General features: G+C 71.2%; 26 protein-coding genes. 21 read left to right on the top strand and 5 right to left on the bottom strand.

All coding sequences use genetic code 11. The annotated features are described in order from the left end of the window. Positions 1-90 precede the first annotated feature (90 nt). From BLR02_RS28655 to BLR02_RS14305, 15 genes are all read left to right on the top strand, one after another. Positions 91-894, top strand: coding sequence for a dienelactone hydrolase family protein (locus BLR02_RS28655; protein ID WP_143018136.1), 804 nt, complete (start codon positions 91-93; stop codon positions 892-894). A 43-nt stretch (positions 895-937) separates the two neighbouring features. Next, entirely contained in the window at positions 938-2,620 is a 1,683-nt protein-coding gene (locus tag BLR02_RS14370) for a methyl-accepting chemotaxis protein (protein ID WP_176849571.1), read from the top strand. Between the two features lie 99 nt (positions 2,621-2,719). Beyond that, complete coding sequence (locus BLR02_RS14365) at positions 2,720-3,673, top strand: TIM44-like domain-containing protein (protein WP_090560278.1); 954 nt, start codon at positions 2,720-2,722, stop codon at positions 3,671-3,673. Positions 3,674-3,807: 134 nt separating this feature from the next. Continuing rightward, entirely contained in the window at positions 3,808-3,993 is a 186-nt protein-coding gene (locus BLR02_RS14360) for a hypothetical protein (protein ID WP_090560279.1), read from the top strand. A 103-nt stretch (positions 3,994-4,096) separates the two neighbouring features. Then, on the top strand, positions 4,097-4,801 hold the full coding sequence (locus tag BLR02_RS14355; protein WP_090560280.1) for a lysophospholipid acyltransferase family protein: 705 nt from the start codon (positions 4,097-4,099) through the stop codon (positions 4,799-4,801). Next, positions 4,798-6,117 carry a 3-deoxy-D-manno-octulosonic acid transferase gene (locus BLR02_RS14350; RefSeq protein ID WP_090663683.1) on the top strand — a complete coding sequence of 440 codons (1,320 nt, stop codon included), beginning with the start codon at positions 4,798-4,800 and terminating at the stop codon, positions 6,115-6,117. The genes BLR02_RS14355 and BLR02_RS14350 overlap by 4 nt, the downstream gene beginning before the upstream one ends. A gap of 15 nt (positions 6,118-6,132) precedes the next feature. Then, positions 6,133-7,122, top strand: a complete 990-nt coding sequence (lpxK, locus tag BLR02_RS14345; protein WP_090560282.1) for a tetraacyldisaccharide 4'-kinase — start codon at positions 6,133-6,135, stop codon at positions 7,120-7,122. A 42-nt stretch (positions 7,123-7,164) separates the two neighbouring features. Continuing rightward, positions 7,165-8,046, top strand: coding sequence for a lysophospholipid acyltransferase family protein (locus tag BLR02_RS14340; RefSeq protein ID WP_090663682.1), 882 nt, complete (start codon positions 7,165-7,167; stop codon positions 8,044-8,046). A 73-nt stretch (positions 8,047-8,119) separates the two neighbouring features. After that, positions 8,120-8,689 (top strand): TetR/AcrR family transcriptional regulator, encoded by a 570-nt coding sequence (locus BLR02_RS14335; RefSeq protein WP_176849569.1) that lies wholly within the window; start codon positions 8,120-8,122, stop codon positions 8,687-8,689. Beyond that, positions 8,686-8,916 (top strand): hypothetical protein, encoded by a 231-nt coding sequence (locus BLR02_RS14330; protein WP_090560285.1) that lies wholly within the window; start codon positions 8,686-8,688, stop codon positions 8,914-8,916. Before BLR02_RS14335 ends, BLR02_RS14330 begins: the two co-directional genes overlap by 4 nt. Further along, complete coding sequence (locus tag BLR02_RS14325; RefSeq protein WP_090663680.1) at positions 8,913-9,953, top strand: HlyD family efflux transporter periplasmic adaptor subunit; 1,041 nt, start codon at positions 8,913-8,915, stop codon at positions 9,951-9,953. The genes BLR02_RS14330 and BLR02_RS14325 overlap by 4 nt, the downstream gene beginning before the upstream one ends. After that, the gene (gene devC, locus BLR02_RS14320) at positions 9,950-11,230 is read left to right on the top strand and encodes an ABC transporter permease DevC (protein ID WP_245704787.1); all 1,281 of its coding nucleotides are present in this window, start codon (positions 9,950-9,952) and stop codon (positions 11,228-11,230) included. Before BLR02_RS14325 ends, devC begins: the two co-directional genes overlap by 4 nt. Further along, the gene (locus tag BLR02_RS14315; RefSeq protein ID WP_090663679.1) at positions 11,230-11,934 is read left to right on the top strand and encodes an ATP-binding cassette domain-containing protein; all 705 of its coding nucleotides are present in this window, start codon (positions 11,230-11,232) and stop codon (positions 11,932-11,934) included. Before devC ends, BLR02_RS14315 begins: the two co-directional genes overlap by 1 nt. Before the next feature lie 82 nt (positions 11,935-12,016). Continuing rightward, positions 12,017-13,039, top strand: a complete 1,023-nt coding sequence (locus BLR02_RS14310; protein WP_090663678.1) for an amino acid ABC transporter substrate-binding protein — start codon at positions 12,017-12,019, stop codon at positions 13,037-13,039. A gap of 268 nt (positions 13,040-13,307) precedes the next feature. Continuing rightward, entirely contained in the window at positions 13,308-13,715 is a 408-nt protein-coding gene (locus BLR02_RS14305) for a YciI family protein (RefSeq protein ID WP_090560289.1), read from the top strand. A gap of 46 nt (positions 13,716-13,761) precedes the next feature. On the opposite strand, the gene BLR02_RS14300 is transcribed toward BLR02_RS14305, so the two are convergent. Both BLR02_RS14300 and rph read right to left on the bottom strand, forming a co-directional pair. Then, a complete protein-coding gene (locus BLR02_RS14300) occupies positions 13,762-14,370 on the bottom strand; it encodes a non-canonical purine NTP pyrophosphatase (RefSeq protein WP_090560290.1) in 609 nt (202 codons plus the stop codon). Beyond that, positions 14,363-15,085 carry a ribonuclease PH gene (gene rph / locus BLR02_RS14295; protein ID WP_090560291.1) on the bottom strand — a complete coding sequence of 241 codons (723 nt, stop codon included), beginning with the start codon at positions 15,083-15,085 and terminating at the stop codon, positions 14,363-14,365. Before rph ends, BLR02_RS14300 begins: the two co-directional genes overlap by 8 nt. Before the next feature lie 323 nt (positions 15,086-15,408). Between rph and BLR02_RS14290 the strand changes: the two genes are divergently transcribed. Further along, positions 15,409-15,966: a nucleotidyltransferase family protein gene (locus tag BLR02_RS14290; protein ID WP_090663677.1), complete on the top strand. Its 558-nt coding sequence runs from the start codon at positions 15,409-15,411 to the stop codon at positions 15,964-15,966. Beyond that, complete coding sequence (locus BLR02_RS14285) at positions 15,966-17,072, top strand: DSD1 family PLP-dependent enzyme (protein WP_176849568.1); 1,107 nt, start codon at positions 15,966-15,968, stop codon at positions 17,070-17,072. Before BLR02_RS14290 ends, BLR02_RS14285 begins: the two co-directional genes overlap by 1 nt. Positions 17,073-17,103: 31 nt before the next feature. Here BLR02_RS14285 and BLR02_RS14280 read toward each other — a convergent pair whose 3' ends face one another. Continuing rightward, on the bottom strand, positions 17,104-18,285 hold the full coding sequence (locus BLR02_RS14280) for a D-alanyl-D-alanine carboxypeptidase family protein (RefSeq protein ID WP_245704786.1): 1,182 nt from the start codon (positions 18,283-18,285) through the stop codon (positions 17,104-17,106). Between the two features lie 380 nt (positions 18,286-18,665). On the opposite strand from BLR02_RS14280, the gene BLR02_RS14275 reads away from it, so the two are divergent. The 4 genes from BLR02_RS14275 (at position 18,666) to BLR02_RS14260 (ending at position 22,814) form a co-directional block, all read left to right on the top strand. Next, positions 18,666-19,187, top strand: coding sequence for a phasin family protein (locus BLR02_RS14275; protein WP_245704785.1), 522 nt, complete (start codon positions 18,666-18,668; stop codon positions 19,185-19,187). A gap of 257 nt (positions 19,188-19,444) precedes the next feature. Further along, positions 19,445-19,807 carry an ATP-dependent Clp protease adapter ClpS gene (clpS, locus tag BLR02_RS14270; RefSeq protein WP_245704784.1) on the top strand — a complete coding sequence of 121 codons (363 nt, stop codon included), beginning with the start codon at positions 19,445-19,447 and terminating at the stop codon, positions 19,805-19,807. 226 nt (positions 19,808-20,033) lie between these two features. Further along, positions 20,034-22,388, top strand: a complete 2,355-nt coding sequence (clpA, locus tag BLR02_RS14265; RefSeq protein WP_090663675.1) for an ATP-dependent Clp protease ATP-binding subunit ClpA — start codon at positions 20,034-20,036, stop codon at positions 22,386-22,388. 87 nt (positions 22,389-22,475) lie between these two features. Then, positions 22,476-22,814, top strand: coding sequence for a carboxymuconolactone decarboxylase family protein (locus tag BLR02_RS14260; protein ID WP_090561023.1), 339 nt, complete (start codon positions 22,476-22,478; stop codon positions 22,812-22,814). On the opposite strand, the gene BLR02_RS14255 is transcribed toward BLR02_RS14260, so the two are convergent. Further along, entirely contained in the window at positions 22,815-23,255 is a 441-nt protein-coding gene (locus BLR02_RS14255) for an NUDIX hydrolase (RefSeq protein WP_090560296.1), read from the bottom strand. A 113-nt stretch (positions 23,256-23,368) separates the two neighbouring features. After that, positions 23,369-23,998, bottom strand: a complete 630-nt coding sequence (gene upp, locus BLR02_RS14250) for a uracil phosphoribosyltransferase (RefSeq protein WP_090560297.1) — start codon at positions 23,996-23,998, stop codon at positions 23,369-23,371. Positions 23,999-24,059: the final 61 nt, after the last annotated feature.

Here is a 24,059-nt window from a genome sequence, read left to right as displayed (position 1 = left end):
CGCCGGCTCACGCAAGGATCACGCTCCGCTGACGGCCCGCCCCGCACTCTCCTGCCACCGCCGCATCCCCGGCGGGCGCAGGAGGCTGCGATGCCCCATCCCCAAGCCCCGACCCGCCGCCGGCTCTGCGGCCTGCTTGCCGCGGCACTGCTCCGCCCCGGCCCTGCGGCGGCCTCGCCCGAATATCTCCCCGAGGCCGAGCCCCAGCCGCAGCCCTTCCCCATGGCGCCGCTGGCGGCGACCCTGACCCTGCCGCCCGGCATCCGCCCGCCTGTCGCCGCCGTGGCGGTGCTGCATGACCGCCTCGGCCCCGATCCGCGGGCCGAGCCCTATATCCGCCACCTGCTGGGCGCCGGACTCGCCGCCTTCGAGATCCTGGATGTCGCCGAGCCGGGCGAGGCGCTGGTTGCCAGCCTCGCGGCGCTGGCTGCCGATCCCAGGGTCGATGCCCGGCGGGTCGGTGCCCTCGGCTTCGGCGCCGGCGCCGCCGCGGCATTGGCGCCCGGCCTGCCGCTCGCCGCGCGGGCGCTGCTCTATCCCGGCTGCGAGGGCCTGGCCCGCTTGCCCGACGGCGCCTGGCCGGGCCAGCCCATCCTCCTCCTGCATGGCGGGGCGGACACGGCGAACCGCGTGGAGGATTGCCGCGGTGCCGCCGCCGCCCTGGCGCGGGCCGGTGCGGCCGTGCGGCGGATCGAGTACCGGGGCGCCAGCTATGCCTGGGACCATCCGGGATTCGGGCTCGAGAGCCGGCTGCTCCATCCGGCCCCGGACGGGGAGGGAAGGGTGGAGGTACTGCCCTGGCCGGGCCTCGCCACCATCTCCGCCGGGCATGTCGCGGGCTTCTTCGCCCGTGAGCTGGCCTTGCCCGGCGGGCGGGGATTTACGCCGAATTAGGGATCTGTCCGCCATCCTCCGCCGCATTCGAAAAGGACGGATGATGCTGGCATCCTTGCGTATCCGCGAGAAGGTTGGCGCTGCCCTGGCGGTGCTGACGCTGACCACCTGCCTATTGGGGGGCTTCGCGCTCCACCGCTTCTCGGCCCTGGCGGGCACCGTCACCGAGATCACCACGAATTGGCTGCCCAGCGTGCAGGCCGCCGGCCGGATCACCCAGCTGTCCCAGCGCTACCGGTCCCTCCTGCCGCTGCACATCCTGAACACCGATGCAGGCCGGATGGCGCAGATCGACCAGGAGATGGTGGAGGTCCTGCGCCTCGTCGAGGAGGTCCGCAGGTCCTATGCGGGCCTGATCAGCGAGGCGGAGGAGGGTGCGACCTATGCGGAGTTCAGCCGGCGCTGGGCCGACTATACGCGCCTGGCGGAGCGGATCCTTGCCTTGTCCCGCCGGAACGAGAATGCCGAGGCGGTCGCCCTCTACCAGACCGAGGCAACCGGCGAGTTCCGCCAGGTCCGGGAGACGCTCGACCGGCTGATCGAGATCAAAGCCCGGGGTTCCGACCGCGCCGGTGAGACGGCGGCGCGGGGTGTGCGGACCGGCTTCGCCGTGATCCTGGCCATGCTCGGCGCCTGCATCCTGGCCGCGGCCGGCGCCGCCACCTGGATCATGCGCGGTCTCCGCCGCGATATCGACGCGGTGGCGCAGCCGATGGAGCGCCTGGCCGCCGGCGACCTCGCGGCCGAAGTGCCCCCCCTGCCGGCCCGGACCGAGATGGGCGGTTTCGCCCTGCGTCTGGGCAGCTTCAAGGCCACGCTGATCGCCAAGCGGCATGCCGATGCCGCCGCCGTCGAGGAGGCCGCCTCCAAGCTCCGCCGCGCCGAGACCCTGGCCGGGCTGATCCGGCAGTTCGAGGCCAGCGCGGCCGGCGCGTTCCGCACCGTCGCCGCCGCGGTCACCGAGCTCGAGGCCATGGCCGGCAGCATGACCGAGACCGCCCGGCGTGGCGAGGCGCAGGCCGGCGGCGTCTCCCATGCTGCGGGCGATGCCTCCCATTCGGTCAGCACCGTCGCCTCCGCCGCGGAGGAGCTCGGTGCCTCGATCGGCGAGATCACCCGCCAGATCAACGACACCGCCCAGATCGCCCGGCAGGCCGCCGAGAGTGCCGCCTCCAGCAACAATACGGTCAATGCGCTGGCGGAATCGGCCCAGCGGATCGGCGATGTGGTGCGGCTGATCAGCGACATCGCCGCCCAGACCAATCTGCTGGCACTGAATGCCACCATCGAATCCGCGCGTGCCGGTGAACATGGCAAGGGCTTCGCCGTCGTCGCCGGGGAGGTGAAGCAACTCGCCGCGCAAACCGCCCGCGCGACGGAGGAGATCGGCGCCCAGATCGGCGCCATGCAGGCCCAGACCGCCGCCTCGGTCCAGGCCATCCGGGAGATCGTCACCTATATCAGCCGAGTCGAGGGAATCGCCGCGCAGGTCGCCGCCGCGGCCGAAGAGCAGAGTGGCGCCACGCAGGAGATCATCCGCGCTGTCTCCAGCGCGGCGACGGGGACGGAAGCGGTGGCGCGCTTCGCCGGCGACCTCATCGAGGGCGCGACGGCGACCGGCGCAGCCGCCACCCAGGTGCGCGCCTCCGCCGCCGAACTGGCTCAGCAATCGGAGCTGCTGCATGGCGAGGTGGATGAGTTCCTCCGGAACGTCCGCGCCGCCTAGGGACAGGTAGGGCTGGCCATTCCGCACCGAAGCCTGTCGCAATCCCGGGCTCGGCTCCCTATATTGCCGATAATTCAGAAATCCGGAGGTCCAGCCTTCATGCGTCGCCCCGTCCTGTTCCTTGCCGCCGCTGTCCTGGCACTGGCCCCTGCGCTCGCGGATGCGCGGCCGGGTGGCGGTTCCTCGGTGGGCAGCCGCGGCAGCCGCACCTACAGCGCCCCGCCCAGCACCAATACCGCACCCAATGCCGCCCGGCCGATGGAACGCTCGATGGAGCCTGCGCGCCCGTCCGCCGGCCAGCAGGCCACGCGCCCGCCGATCGGCCAGCCCAACCCCGCTGGCGGCTTCTTCTCACGCTCGCCCTTCATGGCGGGGCTGATGGGCGGCCTGATCGGCGTCGGCCTCGGCGGTCTGCTCTTCGGCAATGGGCTGTTCAGTGGCTTCACGGGCATCGGCTCCATCTTCGGCCTGCTGCTGCAGATCGGCCTCATCTTCCTGCTGGTGCGGCTGGTGATGGGCTTCATCCGTCGCCGCCAGCCGCAGCCCGCCATGGCGGGAATGCCGGGCGGCATGGCCCGTGAGGCCCAGGGCGGCGCGCCGGACGGCCTGATACGCGGCGGCAGCGCCGGTGCCGCGCCGTCCAGCGCCATCCAGGTCACGCCGGCCGATTTCCAGGCCTTCGAGAACGCCCTGCTGCGGGTGAACGAGGCCTGGAACCGGCAGGACGAGGGGCTCATGCGCGCCGTCGCCACGCCGGAGATGCTGCGCTATTTCGGCGACGACCTCGCCAAGCTGCATAGCCGCGGCCTCCGCAACGAGACCCGCGACGTGAAGCTGGAGCAGGGCGACCTGGCCGAGGCCTGGCGCGAGGGCAGCCGCGAATTCGCCACCGTGGCGATGCGCTTCTCGCAGATCGACGTGACCCGCCGCATCAGCGACGGCACGGTGGTCGAGGGCGACCCGAATCGCCGGACCGAGGCGACCGAACTCTGGACCTTCATGCGGGTCCAGGGTGGCCCGTGGGTGCTCTCCGCCATCCAGCAGACCGGCTGACCGCTTTCACGCCTGCGTCATAATTGCGCCGCCATCTCCGAAAGGGGATGGCGGCGTTGCCGTAATTGTGGCCGGCTGGGACCAAATCATGGCATAACCATGGCAAGATTTGTCCCCAATGCCGGAGGCTTCCGATGATTCCGCTCTGCTTCCTGGCCGTCATTGCCGCCGTCGCCGGCCTTCTCGTCGTCGGCTTCGCCCTCGGAACCGCCGGTGCCTCGATGATCCTGCTGGCGGCCCCGATGCTCGGCCTCGTCTCCCTGACCAGCGGCCTCGCCGCCGCCGTCCTGGCGCTCCGCCGGAAGAGCGTCTTCGCCTGATACGCGCTCTCGCCTGAGCCTGGCGCCGCTGCCGGCGGCGCGCCCTATTCCGGCACCGCATGGGGCATGCTAGGGGCGTCCGCCCCGCCATGCTCCGCCCCCCATGCTCCGCCGCCTGATCCGGCATCCCACCACCCAGGCGGCCTTTGCCCGGCTGCTCGGCCTCTATCTGTCCCTGGTCTTCCGCACCACGCGCTGGACCCTGCTGGGAGAGGCCCATCTGGCAGCCGCGCTCGGCCCAGGGGAGGGCGCGAAGCCCCGGCCCATCCTCGCCGCCTTCTGGCATGAGCGCCTGCCGATGATGCCGATGCTCTGGCTGCGCGCCCGCGCCGCGGAGCCGCGCCTTGCTGGCACACGTGCCCATGTCCTCGTCTCGCGCCATCGCGATGGGCGCTTCATCGGCGATATCGTCCGCCGCTTCCGTCTGGAGCTGGTGCATGCCTCCTCCTCGCGCGGCGGCGCGGCCGGGATGCGGGTGCTGCTGCGGGTGCTGGGGCAGGGGGATATGGTCGTCATCACCCCGGACGGGCCGCGCGGCCCACGCCGTCAGGCGGCGCCGGGCGTTGCCCAGCTCGCGGCGCTCGCCGATGTGCCGGTGCTGCCCTGCGCCGCCCGCACCAGCCGCGTCCAGGTCCTGGGTAGCTGGGACCGCATGGTGCTGCCGCTGCCCTTCGCCCGCGGCGTGCTGGTGATGGGGCCGCCGGTGCCGGTGGACCGCACCGCGCCGCTTGCCGCCCTGCCGGCGATCGAGGCGGCGCTGACCGCCGCCTGCGAGGCGGCCGATGCCTGGATCGGCCGCGCCGCATGAGCCTTGCCAGCCTCGCCTGGCGGTGCGGCGCCACGCTCGCCGCGCCGGTGCTGCCCCTCTGGCTGCGCCTCCGTTGCCGCCGTGGCAAGGAACTGGCCGGGCGCCTGGCGGAGCGCCGCGGCTGCGGCATCGCCCGCCCGCCCGGCCCCTTGCTCTGGCTGCACGCGGCCAGCATCGGGGAAACGCTCTCGCTCCTGCCGGTGCTCGATGCGCTGGCGCGCCGCGCGCCCACCCTGTCGATCCTGCTGACCACCGGCACCGTGACCAGCGCCGCCCTGCTGGAGCGCCGGCTGCCGCCCGCCCTCCGGCCCCGGGTGATCCACCGCTTCGTTCCGCTCGATGTCCCCTCCTGGGTCGGCCGTTTCCTCGATGGCTGGCGCCCCGATGCCGCCGGCATGGTCGAGTCGGAGCTCTGGCCCAACCTGTTGCGCACCGCTCATGCCCGGCGCCTGCCGCTCGCCCTGATCAATGGACGGCTCTCGGCCCGCTCCGCCGCCCGCTGGCGCCTCGCCCCGGCGCTGGGGCGGGAGCTGATGGCCGCCTTCACCCTCATCCTGGCGCAGAGCCCGGCCGATGCCGCCCGCTTCGCCGCGCTCGGCGCCCGCGCCGTCAGTGCGCCGGGCAATCTGAAGGAGGCCGCGCCGCCCTTGCCGGCCGACCCGGCGGCGCTCGCCGCGCTCCAGGCCGCCATCGGCCATCGCCCCGTGCTGCTCGGCGCCCAGACCCATCCGGGCGAGGAGGCGATGCTGATCGAGGCGCATCGGCAGCTTGCCGGCGAATTCCCCGGGCTGCTGACCATCCTCGCCCCGCGCCACCCGGAGCGCGGCGCCGCGATTGTGGCCGAGGCCGGCGGCCTCTCCGCCTGCCGCCGCAGCACCGGTGCCCTGCCGGGGCCGGGGACCGAGCTCTACATCGCCGACACGTTGGGCGAGCTCGGCATCCTCTACCGCCTCGCCGGGGTCGCGCTGGTCGGCGGTTCGCTGGTGCCGCATGGCGGGCAGAACCCGCTGGAGCCGGCGCGGCTCGGCTGCCCCATCCTGCTCGGCCCGCATACGGCGAATTTCGCCGATATCGTCGCCCGGCTGCTGGCGGCGGGGGCGGCGCGCCTGGTCCGCCCGGCCGAGGCGGCGGCGCTGGCCGCGGCCATTCGCGCTGTGCTATCCAACCCGGATCATGGCCGGAATCTGGCAGACGCCGCCGCCGTCGCCATCGCGTCGGCGGACGCCCTGCCGGATGAGGTGGCCGAGGCGCTGCTCCGGCTGCTGCCGGCCAGTGCCCTGGGGGACGAGGACCGATCGACGCCCGATGCCCATTGAGATGACCGCAGGTTGATGCGCGCACCCGCATTCTGGGGCGGCGACGGCTCTGGCCTGATGCCGCTGCTGCTGTCCCCCATCGCCTCCTTCTATGAGGCGGCGACGGCGCGGCGCATGGCGAAGCCCGGCTGGCAGGCACCCGTGCCCGTCATCTGCTGCGGCAACGCCACGGCGGGCGGGGCCGGCAAGACCACCGTCGCGCTCGACCTCGGCCAGCGCCTGGCGCATCGCGGCATCGCCGTGCAATTCCTGCTGCGGGGCTATGGCGGGCGGCTGAAGGGCCCGGCCCGGGTCGATCCGGCCGTGCATGACAGCCAAGCCGTGGGCGACGAGGCGCTGCTGCTGGCGGCCGAGCGCCCGGCCTGGATCTCCGCCGACCGCGCCGCAGGGGCGCGGGCCGCCATCGCCGGCGGCGCCCAGGCCATCATCATGGATGACGGCCTGCAGAACCCGACGCTGGAGAAGGACCTCTCGCTGCTGATCATCGACGGGAGCTTCGGCTTCGGCAACAACCGCATCATCCCGGCCGGCCCGCTGCGCGAGCCGGTCGCCGCCGCCGCCGCCCGCTGCCGCGCCGCCGTCATGATCGGCGAGGACGAGACGAATGCCGTGCGGCTGCTGCCACCCGGCCTCCGCGTGCTCCGCGCCCATCTTCGGCCGGGACCCGAGGCGGCGATGCTGGCCGGCCAGCCGGTGCACGCCTTCTGCGGCATCGCCAACCCGAAGAAATTCTTCGCCACGCTGCAGGAAGCCGGGGCGATGATCGCCGGCCGCGCCCCCTTCGCCGACCACTACCCCTTCGATGAGGGCGACATGCGGGCGATCCTCGCCGAGGCCGAGACGCTGCGTGCCATCCCCGTGACCACCCGCAAGGATTTCGTCCGCATTCCCCCCGCCTTCCGCAGCCGCGTCACCGTCGTCACCGTGCGGCTGGAATGGGAGGATACGGCGGCGATCGAGGCCCTGCTCGACCCGCTCGCCGGGCGCGTGCCGATCCCGGCCTGATCCTTCCTCCGCGATGCCGGGGCGCCGCCCCGGTCACGCTCCATGGCACGGACCTCCCACATGTCGCGCTTCCTGCACCGGGTCGAATATGCGGCCGCGCGGCTGTTGCTCGGCCTGTCGCGCCGGCTGGGGCCGGAGCGCGCCTCGGCGCTTGGCGGCCGCATCGCCCGCACTATCGGCCCGCTGCTGCCGGTCTCGCGCACGGCCCGCAGCAACCTCGCCCGCGCCCTGCCGAAGCTCACCGCCGCCGAGCGGGACCGGGTGGTGCGCGACATGTGGGAGAATCTCGGCCGCACCGTCGCCGAGCTGCCGCATCTGCCGAGCCTCACCTGGGAGATAGAGGGGCGGGAGTATCTCGAGCCCATCGCCGCGCATGGCGGCCCGGCCATCCTCGTCTCCGGCCATATCGGCAACTGGGAGGTCCTGCCGCCGGCGCTCGCCACCATGGGAATCCGCATGGGCAGCGTCTACCGCGCCGCCGACAATGCCGAGGTGGATGCGCTGATCCGCGCCTGCCGCGCCGCCGCGGTGGAGGGCGAGCCGCTGCCGCTCTTCCCCAAGGGCTCCCTCGGGGCCCGCGCCGCGTTGCGCTTCCTGTCGCAGGGCGGCGTGCTCGGCATGCTGGCGGACCAGAAGCTGAATGACGGCATCGCCGTGCCGCTGCTCGGCCTGCCGGCGATGACCGCGCCGGCACCCGCCCAGCTCGCGCTCCGCTTCGGCTGCCCGATCATCCCCGGCCGGGTCCTGCGCCTCGGTCCCTGCCGCTTCCGCCTGGTGGCGGAGCCGCCGCTGCCCGTGCCGCCGGGCGAGGACCGCCAGGCGCAGATCCTCGCCCTCACCACCGCCATCAACGACCGCCTCTCCGCCTGGATCGCCGAGCGCCCGGCGGAATGGCTCTGGCTGCATCGCCGCTGGCCGAACTAGGGTGGTTCTGTACCGGCTGGACGGTTGACATACCGTCCAGCCGGTATAGTTTTTCGCTATCATGATGGATGGCATGTCCCTTTCCGCACCTGTCGATGCCCGCACCCGCATCCTCGATGCTGCCGAGGCGCTGGTGCGCGCCAAGGGCGTCGCCGGCCTCACCCTCGATGCCGCTGCGCGCCTCGCCGGTGTCTCGAAGGGTGGCCTGCTCTATCACTTCGCCTCGAAGGAGGCGCTGCTCACCGGCCTCATCGACCGCATGGCGGCCTTCATCGAGGAGGATTTCGCCGCCGGCATCGCCGCCCAGCCGGAGGGGCCGGGGCGCGTCGCCCGCGCCTCGCTGGCCTGGGGCTTCGGCCCCGCACCGGAGGCGGCGGACGAGCGCTGCGACCGTGCCGCGGCTGTCTTCCTGGCCACCTTCCACCACAATCCGGCCCTGCTCGATCCGGTCCGCGCCGTGATCGCCCGCATGCGCCGGGCCGTGGCGGAGGACGGCCTCGCCCCTGGCATCGGCGGCGTGGTGATGGCGGCGGGAGATGGGCTTTTCATGGCCCGCATCTTCGGGATGTACAAGCCGACGCCCGAGGAAATGGCCGACATGCACGCCACCCTCTCCCGTCTCATCGAGGAGTCCGCGTCATGAGACTGTCGACCTCGCTCGCCGGTGCGCTCCTCGTCATGCTGATCGCCGGCGCCGCTGCCGCGGGCACGCAATTCAACCCCGCCATGCCCGGCCTTTTCGGCCTGGTCAGCGAATATATCCGCTGCGGCGACCCGCCGGATGGCGCGCTGCTCGCCTTCGACGTCATGGACGAGGCGGAATTCCTTGAGCTTCTCGATCCCGGTGCGGCGGAGGCGCCCACCAAGTGACCCGCCGCGCGGCTCTGCTCGGCCTGCTGCTGCTGGCCGCCGCGGCCGGCACCCTGGCGGCATTGCGGCCCGACTCGCTCGGCCCTGGCCCGGTAACCGAGGCCGAGGCAGCGCCGCTGCCCCCGGCCGGCGTCGGCGCGCTCGGCCGGGTGGAGCCTGCCAGCCGCGTCCGCCGGCTGAATCCGCCCGGCGGCATGGCCGTCACCCGGCTGGAGCGGCTGCTGGTCAATGAGGGCGACCAGGTCGAGGCCGGCCAGCTCCTCGCTGAGTTCGGCGATGCCGTGCAGAAGGATGCCGCCATCGCCGAGGCCGCGGCCCAGCTTGCCCGCGTCCGCGCCGAACTCGCCCGCATCCGCGCCGCCGGCCGGCCGGAGGAGATCGCCGCCCAGCAGGCCCGGATCGAGGCGCTGCGCTTCGCCGAGAACAGCGCCCGCCGCGATGCCGAGCGGGCCGAGGCCCTCGTCCCCTCCGGCGCCGGGGGGCTGGCCCCGGCCGAGCGCGCCCGCTTCGCCGCCGCCCGCGCCGCCGCCGAGCGGGCCGAGGCGGATGCAACCCTGCAGCGCCTGCGCATCCCCCGCCCGGAGGATCTCGCCGTGGCCGAGGCGGAGGTCGCCACCGCCGAGGCCGGGCTGATCCGCGCCCAGGCCGACGCCACGCTGTCCCGCGTGATTGCCCCCATCGCCGGCACCATCCTCAGGATCCATGCCCGCCCCGGCGATCAGGTCGGCAGCGACGGGCTGCTGGAGATGGCCGATCTCGGCCGGCTCGACATCGTCGCCGATGTCTACGAGACCGACCTGCCACGCCTCCGCCCCGGCGCCGCAGCGGAGGTGATCGTCCCTGGCGACCCCCGGCGCTACCCGGCGGAGCTGCGCGAGATCGGCTGGATGGTCCGCCGCACCACCCAGGCCAATACGGACCCGGTGGCCGCCGTCGATGCCCGTACCGTCGAGGTGCGCCTCACCCTCTCGCCGGAGGGACGCGCCGTGCTGGAGCGGCGGACCAACATGCAGGTGCAGGTCTCGATCCGCCCATGAGCGACGTCATCCCGCGCAGCATGCCGGAGGCGTCGCTGCTGCCCTGGGCGCCGGAGCTGAGCGGCGAGCCTGCTGCCGCCGCGCCGCCGCCGCGCCGCCCGCGGCCTGGCTTCGGTGCCGCCATGCTGCTGCCGCTGCGCCTCGCCTGGCGGCAGCTGCGGGCGGAGCGGGCGCGCCTCGCCTCCGCCATTGCCGGCGTGCTCTTCGCCTGCGTCCTCGTCTTCATGCAGCTTGGCTTCCGCTCGGCACTCTTCGACAGTGCGACGGCGCTGCTCTCCGCCATGCGCGCCGATATCTTCCTGATGCACCCGCTGACCACGGTGAGCTTCAAGCCGGAGATGCTGCCCCGCATCCGCGCCAGCCAGGCCATGGCGCTGCCCGAGGTGCAGGCTGCCGTACCCGTCTACCTGGCCCAGGCCACCTGGCGGAACCCGGAGGACGGCACCCGCCGTCCGGTCCAGCTCGTCGGCTTCGACACCGAATCCGGGGTGATGGACTTCCCGGGCCTTGCCCCCCTGATCGAGACGCTGAAGCGCCCCGACACCATGGCCTTCGACCTCCGCTCGCGCCCCGAATTCGGCGCCGTGCCCCGGCTGCTGGCGGAGCGCGGCCCCTTCCAGGTCCAGCTCGGCAACCGCCAGATGGAGGTCGTCGGGCTGATCGAGATCGGCCCCTCCTTCGGCGCCGACGGCAATGTCGTCATGTCGGACGTCAATTTCCGCCGCGTGGTGAAGGAGCGTCAGGCGAGCCAGGTCGATCTCGTCGCCATCAAGCTGAAGCCCGGCGCCGATCCCGCCATGGCGGTCGAGCGGCTGCGCGCCGTCCTCCCCGCCGATGTCCGCGTGCTCAGCCAGCCCGACCTCGTCGCCCATGAGCGGGACTATTGGGAGACGGCGACGCCCATCGGCTTCATCTTCGCCTTCGGCAGCCTGATGGGCCTGATCGTCGGCATGGTGATCGTCTACCAGATCCTGTTCAGCGACATCGCCAGCCACCTGCGGGAATATGCGACCCTCAAGGCGATCGGCTATTCCAACGCCTTCCTCGGCCGTGCCGTGCTCTCGGCGGCGCTGATCCTCGCCGTGCTCGGCTTCATCCCCGGCCTCGTCATCTCGACACTGCTCTACGACGTGGTGGGGAAGGGGACTTTCCTGCCGCTGGAGATGGACCTCTCCCGCGCCCTCAGCGTCTTCGGCATGATTTTCACCATGTGCGCCCTGGCCGGACTGCTCGCCATGCGGAAGCTGCGCGACGCCAACCCGGCGGACATGTTCTGATGCAGTCGCCGATCCAGCTGCGCGGCGTCACCTATGCCTACGGCACCGGCGACCTTGCCCGCCCGGTGCTGCGCGATGTCGACCTCACCGTGGCGCCGGGCGAGGTGGTGCTGCTCACCGGCCCCTCGGGCAGCGGCAAGACCACGCTGCTGACGCTGATCGGCGCGCTGCGCGCGCTGCAGCAGGGCAGCGCGACTGTTCTCGGCCAGCAGCTCGCCGGCGCGACGGAGCGACAGCGCACCGCCATCCGGCGCCGCATCGGCTTCATCTTCCAGCAGCACAACCTGCTTGGCTTCCTGACGGCCCGGCAGAATGTGGCGATGGCCCTCGAGCTCGACCCGGCGACCACCGAGCGCGAGCGCCTGGCCCGCGCCAGCGAGATGCTGGCCGCCGTCGGCCTCGCCGAGAAGGGCGAGTCCCGGCCGGACCAGCTCTCGGGCGGCCAGCGCCAGCGCGTCGCCGTGGCCCGGGCGCTGGCGGGCCAGCCCGGTCTCATCCTGGCCGACGAGCCGACCGCGGCGCTCGACCGGCAATCGGGCGGCGATGTGGTGCGGCTGCTGCGCGACCTTGCCCGCCGCCGTGGCGTGCCGATCCTGATGGTCACGCATGACCCGCGTATCCTCGACATCGCCGACCGCATCATCGCGATGGAAGATGGGCGGATACTGCCTGCGAATGAGGCAAACTCCGCGTCGGCGGCCTAAATAGCCCCGGCCGTTGCGTTGACAGGACGGAGCCGCAGCATCGACGATCCCTGCCAGGTTCAAACAGGGCAGGTCAATACACATGCTGGGACGAGGCTTCATTGCCGCGGCGGCGCTCGCTTGCGCGCTGCTGGCCACCACCACCGCACGCGCCCAGCAGACGCTGGAGGCGGTCAAGGCGCGCGGCCAGCTCGTCTGCGGCATCGGCACCGGCGTCGCCGGCTTCGGCCTGCCGGACAGCCGTGGCGTCTGGCAGGGCATGGATGTCGATCTCTGCCGTGGCCTTGCGGTGGCCATCTTCAACGACGCCAACAAGGTCCGCTTCGTCCCGCTCTCCTCCTCGACGCGCTTCACCGCGCTCGGCGCGGGCGAGGTGGATGTGCTGTTCCGCACCAGCACCCAGACCATGCTGCGCGACGTGACGCTCGGCCTCCGCCACGTCACCACCTATTTCTATGACGGCCATGGCTTCATCGTCCGCACCGGCAGCGTGCAGAAGGTGGCCGAGATGCGCGACGCCACCATCTGCCTCGTCCAGGGCACGACCAACGAGCAGGTGACGGCGGATTACTTCCGCAGCATCAGCACGCCCTTCCGCCCGCTGCTCTTCGAACGCACCGACCAGGCCACGGCGGCGCTGCAGGCCGGGCGCTGCGACAGCTTCGGCACCGATGCCTCGCAGCTCGCCGGCGTCCGCTCCACCATGGCGAAGCCCGCCGACTGGGTGATCCTGCCGGAGCGCTTCAGCAAGGAGCCCTACGGCGCCTATATCCGCCGCGACGACCAGCAGTGGTTCGACGTGGTGCGCTGGTACACCACGGCGCTGATCGAGGCGGAGGAGCAGGGCATCACCCAGGCCAATGCGGAGGAGATGCGCCGCACCAGCCCAAGCCCTAATGCCCGCCGCCTGCTCGGCGTAACGCCCGAGCTCGGCGAGGCGCTGAAGCTCGACCGCAGCTGGGCCTATAACGTGGTGCGTGCGCTGGGGAATTACGGCGAGATCTACGACCGTGCCTTCGGCCCCGAGACCAGCATCGACCTGCCGCGCGGGCCCAACCGCCTCTGGACCCAGGGCGGCCTCATCTACGCGCTGCCGATGCGCTGAGGGTTCCGGTGCCCGCCGGCCAGCGGCACCAGGTGCAGGCTGTGCCGGCGGACGCCGCGCTGGCTCGTCACCGCATCGGCCAGCCGCCGCACCGCGCCTGCCCGGCGAGCCCGCCTCGGGAGTCGAGGATCGCCACCACCACCCGGCCGAACCGCTCGCGGTGCGCCTCACCCTGGCGGCGAGACTGTAGGATGGCCGCGGTGATGCCCGTCCGCCCGCTCCCGGTCGTGGGGCGGGTGGGGGCAGGTCCCAGGCGGAGGAACGGACGATGCGCGTCATGGTGCTGGTGAAGGCGACGGCGGATAGCGAGGCGGGCACGCTGCCCTCGGCGGAGCTGCTCGAGGCCATGGGCCGCTTCAACGAGGAGTTGGCCCAGGCGGGCATCATGCTGGCCGGCGAGGGGCTGAAGCCCTCCGCCCTCGGCAAGCGCGTGGCCTTCGATGGCGCCAGCCGCAGCGTCACCGACGGCCCCTTCGCCGAGACGCGGGAGCTGGTGGCGGGCTTCTGGCTCTGGCAGGTGAAGGACATGGCGGAGGCGATGGAGTGGGTTCGCCGCTGCCCCAACCCGATGCCCGGCCCGAGCGAGATCGAGATCCGGCCGCTCTACGAGATGGAGGATTTCGCCGCGACGCCCGAGCAGGAGGCCGGCCTGCGCCCCGACATCCCCGGCCCGTAGGAGGCTGTCACGGCCGCGTCCTGCCCGAATAGGCCAGGGCGCGGCCTCACCCCTCCAGGCAGGCCGCCCGCAGCAGCGCGAAGGCCCGGGCCCGGTGGCTGATGGCATGCTTCGCCGCGGGCTCCATCTCGCCGAAACTTTCGGTGCCGCCCTCGGGGACGAACATCGGGTCGTAGCCGAAGCCCCGCTCGCCCCGCGGCGGATGGATCCAGCTGCCATGGACCTCGCCGAGGAAGCCCTCGCTATGCCCGTCCGGCCAGGCGAGGACGAGGGCGCAGGAGAACCAGGCATGGCGGTCGGCGAAGGCCTGGGCCAACGCCGCCACCTTCGCCATCGCCATGGCATAGTCCCGCCCGCCGCCCGGCAGCTCGGCCCAGTCGGCGGTCCGCACGCCGGGGTCGCCGCCCAGCGCGGCGACGGAGAAGCCGCTGTCGTCGGCCAGCGCCGGGAGCCCTGTGGCCCTGGCTGCGGCCAGCGCCTTGATGCGGGCATTGCCGAGGAAGCTCTCCTCGGTCTCCTCCGGCACCGGCAGGCCGAGCGCCCCGGCCGCGATCACCTCCATGCCGTAGGGCTGGAGCAGCTCCGCGACCTCGCGCCGCTTGCCCTCGTTATGGGTGGCGATGACGAGGCGGCCGCCTTCCAGGCGCCTAGCCAATGCCGACCGCCGCGCGCTGCCGCCGGAACAGCTCGTCGGTGCCCAGCCGCGCCAGGCGCAGCAGCGCCAGCAGCTCCGCCTCGGAGAAGGGCTCGCCCTCCGCCGTGCCCTGCACCTCGACCATGCCGCCCTTGCCGGTGAGGACGAAATTGGCGTCCGTCTGCGCCTTGCTGTCCTCGTCATAGTCGAGGTCGAGCACCGGCGCGCCCTGCCAGATGCCGCAGGACACGGCCGCCACCTGGTCGCGCAGCGGCACGGTGCTGAGGACGTTCATCCTCATGGCATGGCGGAAGGCCAGGTGCAGCGCCACCCAGCCGCCGGTGATGCTGGCGCAGCGCGTGCCGCCATCGGCCGTCAGCACGTCGCAATCGACGGTGATGGACATCTCGCCCATGGCCTTGAGGTCGGTGACGGCGCGGAGGCTGCGGCCGATCAGCCGCTGGATCTCCTGCGTCCGGCCGGACTGCTTGCCGCGTGCCGCCTCACGGTCGGAGCGGGTATGGGTCGCCCGCGGCAGCATGCCGTATTCGGCCGTCACCCAGCCCTGCCCGGTGCCGCGCAGGAAGGACGGCACCCGGCTCTCGATGCTGGCGGTGCAGAGCACCTCGGTATTGCCCATGCGGATGCGGCAGGAGCCCTCCGCATGCCGGGCGACATTGGGCTCGAGGATGACGGTGCGGAGCGCATCGGCGGCGCGACCAGAGGGACGGTTCATGCCGCGCGGGGTAGCACCGGGTCGGCGGGAAGGCGAGGGGGCTTGCCCGGCCGATCCGGCTTGACCGCCCTGGCGGTTCCTATTATGTTCTAGATGCGCCGTGGAGCTCGCCCCCCCCATGCCCTCCTCCGCCGCAGACACTACGTCCAGCCCGCCTCCCGGCCCTGGGCGCCCATGACCGGTGTGGGATTGGGCGCCTCCGCGCTCCTGCCCGATCCGGATTTGTCCGAAATCGACCGGCCCGGCTCCTGCCACTTCGCCGACGGCATGATCGGCCGCCTTTGGTACCCGCCCTGTATCCCGGGTTGGAGGGAGCCTGCCTGATGCCCGAGGCGCTCGCCCGCTTCATTGCCGCAAGGCCGGATCTGGTGGCGCCGCTCCGCATCGTCGCGGCGCTCGGACTGCCCGATGCCTGGATCGGCGCCGGCTTCCTCCGCAACCCGGTCTGGGACGACCTCTCCGGCCTCGCCCCCGGCAGCAACCCGCCCGGGGATGTCGATGTGGTCTGGTTCGACCCGGCCCGTGCCACGGCGGCGGCGGATGCCGCGATCGAGGCCACGCTCCGCGCCAGCCATCCCGGCCTCCCCTGGTCGGTCCGCAACCAGTCCCGCATGGCGGCCCGCAACGGTGACGCCCCCTATGGCTCGACGGTGGAGGCCATCGCCCATTGGCCGGAGACAGCAACCGCCATCGCCGCCCGCTGGACCGGCGACGGGGTGGAGGTGGCCGCCCCATACGGTACGGCCGACCTCTTCGGTCTTGTCCTCCGCCCGGCCTCGCCCGCCCGGGCCGAAGCCTTTGCCGCCCGCGCCGCCGCACGGGGCTGGACGCGGCGCTGGCCCCGCCTGACCATGGCCGGCATCAACCGGAGCCCCGCCTGATGCTGCAGCCGCCGCCCGCCGAACCCGGCATGCCCGAGGACGAGATCGACACCCCCGCCCTGGTGCTCGACCTCGACGCCTTCGAGGCCAATCTCGACCGCATGGCGGCGCTGCTCGAGGGCACCGGCGTCAGGCTCCGCGCCCATGCCAAGACGCACAAGTCGCCCGTCATCGCCCGCCTGCAGATGCAACGCGGCGCGGTCGGCCAATGCGTGCAGAAGGTCGCCGAGGCCGAGGTCCTGGCCTGGGGCGGCATCCCCGACATCCTGGTGAGCAACCAGGTGGTCGGCGCCCGCAAGCTCGCCCGCCTCGCCGCCCTGCAGCGCATCAGCCATGTCGCGGTCTGTGTCGATGGGCCGGAGCAGGTGGCGGCGCTGGAGGCGGCGGCTGCCGCCGCCGATACCCGCATCACCGTCCTCGTCGAGATCGATTGCGGCGCCTCCCGCTGCGGCGTCGAGGCCGGGCCGCCGACGGTGGCGCTGGCCCAGCGCATCGCGGCGAGCCCCCACCTCATCTTCGGCGGGCTGCAATCCTACCATGGCAGCGCCCAGCACATCCGCGCCCCGGAGGGGCGTGCCGCCGCCATTGCCCATGCGGTGGAGCTGACCCGCCGCAGCGTGGAGCAGCTCGCGCAACAGGGGCTGTCCTGCGCCATCGTCGGCGGCGGCGGCACCGGCACCTTCCGGAACGAGGTGGCGAGCGGCGTCTATACCGAGATCCAGGCCGGCTCCTACGCCTTCATGGATGCCGACTACGCCCGCAATGCGGAGCCGCCGCCCTTCCGCCACGCCCTGTTCGTGCTGTCGACGGTGATGAGTCGCGCCATCCCCGGCATCGCGGTGCTGGATGCCGGCCACAAGGCCGTCGCCATCGATAGCGGCCTGCCGCTGGTGCATGGACGCCCCGGCCTGCGCTATGCGGGCGCCTCGGATGAGCACGGCAAGCTGCTGGTGGAGGATGGCGCCCCGCCCGCGCTCGGCGAGAAGCTGCGCCTCGTCCCCGGCCATTGCGACCCGACGATCGATCGCTACGACTGGTATGTGGGCGTCCGCGGTGGGCGGGTGGAATGTCTCTGGCCGGTCGGCTCGCGCGGGGCGATGGCCTGATAATGGAGGCCGGGCCGTGCCCGGCCGCTTCTCAGCGCGCCCGGTGGCGGGCGGCCTGGGCCTTCGGCTTGGCCGGAGCCGCCGCCGGCCGCGTTACCGGGCGGCCCCCGGCGGCATCGCCCTGCTCGAGGCGTGGCGCCGGCCGCAGCGTGGCGCGGGTGCCGACGGTGCGGAGCAGGCCAGGGCGAGCGGTCGTGACCGCCGTCGGGGCGGCGGCACGGGCGGCACGGGCGGCGCGGGCTGCCTCGCGCGGCTTGGGCGCAGTCGCGGCGACCGCCTGGCGGCCGGCCCGCGCGGCGCGCAGCGGCGCCGCCTGGGTGCTCACCAGCATATGCCGGCCGGGCAGCCGGGTCTGGCGCATCGGTGCCGCCTGGGCGGCGGCCATGAAGGAGGGCATGCTGCGCCGGGCCGCGACCGCGACGCCCATCTGGCCGAAGCCCTGGTCGAGCAGCGCCATCATGTGGCGGTCCCGCTCGCGGCCTGAGGCGCCGCCGAACACCGCAGCCACCAGCCGCACCCCGTCACGCTGTGCGCTGGCGACGAGGTTGAAGCCGCTGTCGTTGACATAGCCGGTCTTGATGCCATCCGCCCCGTCATATTCCTGGAGGAGGCGGTTGTGGTTCCAATGGGTCCGGCCGCGGAAGACGAAGTGCGGCGTCGAGAAGAAGCTGAAGCGCTCCGGGTAGTCCTGCATCAGCCGGCGACCGAGCAGCGCCATGTCGCGCGCCGTCGTCACCTGATCGAGGTCGGGCAGGCCGGAGGCGTTGCGGAAGGTGGTGCGGGTCATCCCCAGCGCCCGGGCCTTCATCGTCATCATCTGGGCGAAGCGGTCCTCGCTGCCGCCGCCGAGATACTCGCCGAGCGCCGAGGCCGCGTCATTGGCCGACTTGGTGACGAGGGCGAGGATCGCCTCCTCGACCGTCAGCGTCATGCCCGAGGTCAGGCCGAGGCGCGACGGCGACATGGAGGCCGAATGCCCCGAGACCCGGATCGGGCTGTCGAGGCTGATGCGGCCCTCGCGCAGCGCCTCGAAGGCCATGTAGACCGTCATCATTTTGGTGAGCGAGGCGGGGTAGCGCTGCTCATCCGGGCTGGCCGCGATCAGCACATTGCCGGACCGGGCATCGGTGACGATGGCGGCGTATCGCTCGCTCCCGATCTGGGCGCGGGCGGGCGCGGCTGCGTTGAGGCCAAAGGTGACGGCTAGAGCCATTACGGCTCCGAAGCGCGATGCGCAGGTCCCCAACATACCATTCCCCCGATACGCGGCCCATGCCCCCCGGCCGACCTGCGAATCGACTATAAGCTACGATCGAGCCGGCTCGGTTGTCCACGGGAATGGAAAGAGAACCAGCAGAAAGCAAAGGGTTACCAGCTTCCTTTAACCTATGGTTGTGAATCTCGTGGGCCGGGACGGATTCATCGGCATCCTGATCGCGAGCCGGTTACCCTGGGTTATGCTGCACTGCAAAATTAAGCTTGCAATTCATTAAGCCAAGATTCTACTAGAGCCATGCTGCAATGCAGCAAATGGCGAGGCACCGAGGCTCGACGCAAGCCTGGCCGCGCCGCGACCCATTGAGGAGCAAGGCGATGGCAGTGGTTTCCGAGGCCAAGCTGGCCGATGTCAAGAAGCTGGTGAACGAAGCCGCCGCGAGCGGCGCCAACAAGACCCAGAAGCTGGTCCAGGATGGCGCCGCCCCGGCGCATGCGACGATGGAGAAGACGATGGAACAGGCAACGAAGGCTACCGAGGGCATGATGAAGGCAGCCGAGCAGGCCGCCGAGTTCAGCCGCGGCAATGCCGAGGCGATGGCGAAGGCCGCGCAGGTCTACATGACCGGCGTGCAGGACCTCTCCAAGCAGACCCTGGCCATGATGCAGGGCCTGAGCGAGCACGCGATCGCCAGCGCCAAGGCGCTTGCGGCGGTGAAGAGCCTGAAGGAGGCCACCGAGATCCAGACCTCCTACGCGCGCACCGCGATGGAGAAGGCCCTGGCCGAGAGCACGAAGCTGCAGGAGGCCTCGCTGAAGCTGGCCGAGGCCACCTTCGCGCCGCTCTCCGCCCGCATGACGCTGGCGGTCGAGACGATGTCGAAGCCGATCGCGGCCTGATCGACCGGCCCGGCCCTTCGGGGCCGCAGGCTTGCGGGGCCCGGCCCCGGCATACCCCGCTTGCGGGGGTGCCGGGCCGGGCCCTCGCCGTTTTGGGGCCTTTTCCGGCACGGCCCGCAGCCCATATCCTGCGCCATGACCCCGCTTGGCCCTTCACCTCGCGCCATCGGGGGCGATATCCTGTCCAGCAGGCCGGGCCGGTTGCCCGGTCAGCCCGGATGCCCGAAGGCAGGCGAGGCCTGACCACCAGGAACCCCATGAGCGCTCAGGACAAGCTGTTGATCGAAGGGGCCACCCCACCCGGCACACCACCCGGGGAGACCACGCCGAACACCGGCGTCGTCGTGAAGACCCGGCCGCGCACCAAGAAGCCGGCCATGTACAAGGTCCTGATGCTGAACGACGACTACACGCCGATGGAATTCGTCGTGCATGTCCTCGAACGCTTCTTCCAGAAGAACCGGGAGGAGGCCACACGGATCATGCTGCATGTCCATCGGCGCGGGGTCGGCGTGTGCGGGGTCTATACCTATGAGGTGGCGGAGACCAAGGTCACCCAGGTGATGGACCTGGCCCGGCAGAACCAGCACCCCCTCCAGTGCACGATCGAAAAGGAATGACGGTGCCGGGCACTCCACCTGGTGCCTCCTCTCGAAGCGGTGCTGCGAAGTGCCGTCACAAGACTGCCACCCCGCCGAATGGGGGGCTCGTTCGCTCTGGCCGAGCACCCCAGATCATCGGCATCATCGCCATCGGTTCATCCACTGTTGGCATTTTCAGCGGAAACCCACCCGTGGGCCTGGATGTTCCAGTCCTGTTGGGTTCCATCGGGGAGCGTCGCTAAGCATGTTGTCCCGCAATCTTGAGCAGACGCTCCACCGCGCCCTCGGACTGGCCAATGAGCGCCGGCACGAATACGCGACACTGGAGCACCTCCTTCTCGCCCTCACCGACGATGCCGACGCGGCCACCGTGCTGCGCGCCTGCGGCGTCGACAATGACAAGCTCAAGCGCGACCTGACCGAGTTCCTCGACAAGGACCTCGCGGGCCTCGTGACCGAGCGTGCCGGCGACCCGAAGCCGACCGCCGGCTTCCAGCGCGTCGTGCAGCGCGCTGCCATCCATGTCCAGTCCTCCGGCCGGGACGAGGTGACGGGCGCCAATGTCCTGGTCGCCCTGTTCTCCGAACGGGAGAGCCATGCCGTCTATTTCCTGCAGCTGCAGGACATGACGCGGCTGGACGCGGTCAATTTCATCTCCCACGGCATCGCCAAGGCGCCGGGCCGGGCCGCCAACCGCCCCGTGCAGGGGACGCCGACGACCAGCCAGGCGCCCGAGGAGCCGGAGAAGGAGGAGAAGCCGCGTGGTGGCCGCAGCCAGGACGCGCTCTCCAACTACTGCGTCAACCTCAACAAGAAGGCGCAGCAGGGCAAGATCGACCCGCTGATCGGCCGCGACCACGAGATCGAGCGGACGATCCAGATCCTCTGCCGCCGTACCAAGAACAACCCGCTCTATGTGGGTGACCCGGGCGTCGGCAAGACCGCCATCGCCGAGGGGCTGGCCAAGCGCATCATCGAGGGCGACGTGCCCGAGGTGCTGGCGAAGTCCACCATCTATGCGCTCGACATGGGCAGCCTGCTCGCCGGCACCCGCTACCGCGGTGATTTCGAGGAGCGGCTGAAGGCGGTCGTCAACGAGCTCGAGCAGCAGCCCGGCTCCATCCTCTTCATCGACGAGATCCATACGGTGATCGGCGCCGGCGCCACCTCGGGCGGTGCGATGGATGCCTCGAACCTGCTGAAGCCGGCGCTGGCCCAGGGCACGCTGCGCTGCGTGGGCTCGACCACCTACAAGGAGTACCGCAACTACTTCGAGAAGGACCGGGCCCTCGTCCGGCGCTTCCAGAAGATCGACGTCAACGAGCCGAACATCGAGGATGCGGTCAAGATCCTCCAGGGGCTCAAGACGAATTACGAGAAGCACCACAAGGTTCGTTACACGCCCGAGGCGATCCGCGCTGCCGTCGAGCTCTCTGCCAAGTACATCCATGACCGGAAGCTGCCGGACAAGGCGATCGACGTGATCGACGAGGTCGGCGCCTCCCGCATGCTGCAGCCCGAGGGCAAGCGGAAGAAGACCGTTACGCTCAAGGATGTGGAGGAGATCGTGGCGAAGATCGCCCGCATCCCACCGAAGACCGTCAGCAACGACGACAAGGAGACGCTCAAGACGCTGGAGCGCGACCTGAAGTCGATGGTCTTCGGCCAGCAGACGGCGATCGAGGCGCTCTCCTCGGCCATCAAGCTGTCCCGTGCGGGGCTGCGCGATGCGGAGAAGCCGATCGGCAACTACCTCTTCTCCGGCCCAACGGGCGTCGGCAAGACCGAGGTGGCGAAGCAGCTGGCGAAGACGCTCGGCATCGAGCTGATCCGCTTCGACATGTCCGAGTACATGGAGCGGCATTCGGTCAGCCGGCTGATCGGTGCGCCGCCGGGCTATGTCGGCTTCGACCAGGGCGGCCTGCTGACGGATGCCATCGACCAGCACCCGCATGCGGTCCTGCTGCTCGATGAGATCGAGAAGGCGCATCAGGATCTCTACAACATCCTGTTGCAGGTGATGGACCACGGGAAGCTGACCGACCACAACGGCAAGACGGTCGACTTCCGCAACGTGATCCTGATCATGACCACCAATGCCGGCGCGGCCGACATGGCGAAGCCCGCCATCGGCTTCGGCAGCAGCGTCCGGGTGGGCGAGGATACGGAGGCCATCCAGCGGATGTTCACCCCCGAATTCCGCAACCGGCTGGATGCGGTGGTGCCCTTCTCCGGCCTCACGCCCGAGATCGTCGGCCAGGTGGTCGAGAAGTTCGTGATGCAGCTGGAGGCCCAGCTCGCCGACCGGAACGTGACCATCGAGCTGTCCTCGGCGGCCAAGGAGTGGCTGGCCGAGAAGGGTTATGACCCGCTCTATGGCGCAAGGCCGCTGGCCCGCGTGATCCAGGAGCACATCAAGAAGCCGCTCGCCGAGGAGCTGCTCTTCGGCAAGCTCGCCAAGGGCGGTTCGGTGAAGGTGAACCTGCGCGATGGCCTGCTGGCCTTCGACTACCAGGAGGCCGCGCCGCCCGCCCTGCCGAAGCCTGAGGAAGGCCCCGGCGATGGCGAGGCGGAGAAGGAGCCGGAGGCGGTGGAGTAGCGCTCCACCTCTCTCTCTGGGAGATTGGACGGGCGCGGGGGACATCCTCTGCGCCCGTTTCCATTTGGGGAGAAGCCAGTGAGCGCCATCAAGGACTGGGATGCCTACAACGCCGCCGCGCGGGCACAGGGCAAGGAACTCACCGCGCTGCATCCCGAGCTGGTGAAGGGCTTCGGCGCGCTGAGCCGCGGCGCCGCCACCACCCAGCATCTCGATGCCAAGACGCGGGAGTTGATCGCGTTGGCGGTCGCCATCACCACCCGCTGCGATGGCTGCATCGATGCGCATGTGCGGAAGGCGAAGACGGCCGGCGCCAGCAAGGCGGAGATCGCCGAGGCGCTCGGCGTGGCGATCGCGCTGAATGCGGGCGCGGCCTTCACCTATGCGCTGCATGCGCTGGACGCGGCGGAGGAAACTGCGGGCTGATCAGGCCTCGGGCTGGGCGAGGCTCAGCATCAGGGTGACCAGGCCGCCTTCCTGCACCGCCATGGCAGCCTGGGGAAGGGTGAACCAGCGGCGTTCCCGCTGGGACTTCTCCGGCCAGTCATCCAGCAGCTCATCGACGGCGAGGGGGAAGACATCCACTTCGCAGGTCACGGTGGCGCCGTCCGGCAGCCGCTTCGGATAGGCATAGGCGCCGATCGGCTCCGCGGTGATGCGGCCGCGGATGCCGGCTTCCTCATAGGCCTCGCGCTCGGCCTGCTTCGACCCGCCGCACTTCTCCGTCCAGCCCTTGGGCAGCACCCAGCGCCGCGTCTCCCGGCTGGTGACGAGCATGACCTGCGTCTCGCCATCCGCCTGCCGGAAGGGCAGGGCGGCGCATTGGCGACCGCGGCGGTGTGGACGATTCTTGGGTTTGCGGGACATGATTCCTGGGTATGCAGCCTGCCGCACAAGAGTTGTGTATCTATGGACGTAACCTCAATGGCAGATTGCCCCAGGGTGGTCCAGATGACTGGTCCATCACCGTACACTTCCCGCTAACGTGTTCCAAACATGCGGTCCCCGGCATCGCCGAGGCCGGGGACGATGTAGCCGTGGCTGTCGAGATGGCTGTCGATCGCCGCAGTCCAGACCGGCACTTCGGGATGGGCGCCATGGAAGCGCTCGATTCCCTCGGGCGCTGCGAGCAGGCAGACGAGTCGAAGCTCCCGGCAGCCACGCTCCTTCAGCCGGTCCACCGCGGCGACGGCGCTGTTGGCGGTCGCCAGCATCGGGTCCAGCACCACGACAAGGCGCTCGGCCACGTCGGGCGGAGCCTTGAAGTAGTACTCGACGGCCTGGAGCGTCTTCGGATCGCGGTAGAGGCCGATATGGGCGATGCGGGCGGAGGGGACGAGGTCGAGCATCCCGTCGACGAAGCCCATGCCAGCGCGGAGGATGGGGGCGAAGACCAGCTTCTTGCCCGAGAGGAGGGGCGTCTTCATCCGCGCCAGCGGAGTGTCGATCTCGACCTCCTCGAGAGGAAGGTCGCGCGTCACCTCATAGGCCAGCAGCATGCCGATCTCGTTCAGCAGGCGGCGGAAGCCCTGGGTGGAGCGCTCCGCGCTGCGCATGAGGGAGAGCTTGTGCTGCACCAGCGGGTGGCGGACGACATGGACCTGGCGCATCGGGCCTGACCTTTCATGCTTGGCGGGCCGCTTCAGGCCCTTCTGCGCTTGGCGCTACAGC

Origin of the sequence: Belnapia rosea, assembly GCF_900101615.1 — a bacterium.
Lineage (GTDB): Bacteria > Pseudomonadota > Alphaproteobacteria > Acetobacterales > Acetobacteraceae > Belnapia > Belnapia rosea.
The sequence above is the reverse complement of the archived record's forward strand: the minus strand, read 5'-3'. Positions and strand labels throughout refer to the sequence as shown.